Raw genomic sequence first — 305 nt, forward strand, 5'->3', positions numbered from 1 at the left:
ATTCAAACTTGGGGGACAATGATCTTAGAACTTTTTCAACCACAATAGCCTCTTTTATTTCTTCACCCAAGTTTTTCATGCAATTAACAATCTCATCTACCCGAAGGAAATAGTTAGCCACACTTTCATCATTATACATTCTGAGATTCTCATACTGAATCCTGAGGGTTTGAAGTTTAGCACGCTTTACCTGTTCATCTCCTTCGTAGCTCAAGACAATCTTGTCCCATATTTCTTTTGCGGATTTATATTGCATAACCTTCACGAATTTTGTTTGAGATAAGCATCCCAGCAGAGTATTGACT

Annotated in this window: 1 protein-coding gene; it reads right to left on the minus strand. The window is 37.0% G+C overall.

Annotation, left to right across the window (positions count from 1 at the left end; genetic code table 11):
• The coding region (locus tag EZM41_RS03960) for a retrotransposon gag domain-containing protein (RefSeq protein ID WP_198469733.1) at positions 1 to 305 on the minus strand (305 nt) is incomplete at both ends.

Origin of the sequence: Acetomicrobium sp. S15 = DSM 107314 (assembly GCF_016125955.1) — a bacterium.
Taxonomy (GTDB): Bacteria; Synergistota; Synergistia; order Synergistales; family Thermosynergistaceae; genus Thermosynergistes; species Thermosynergistes pyruvativorans.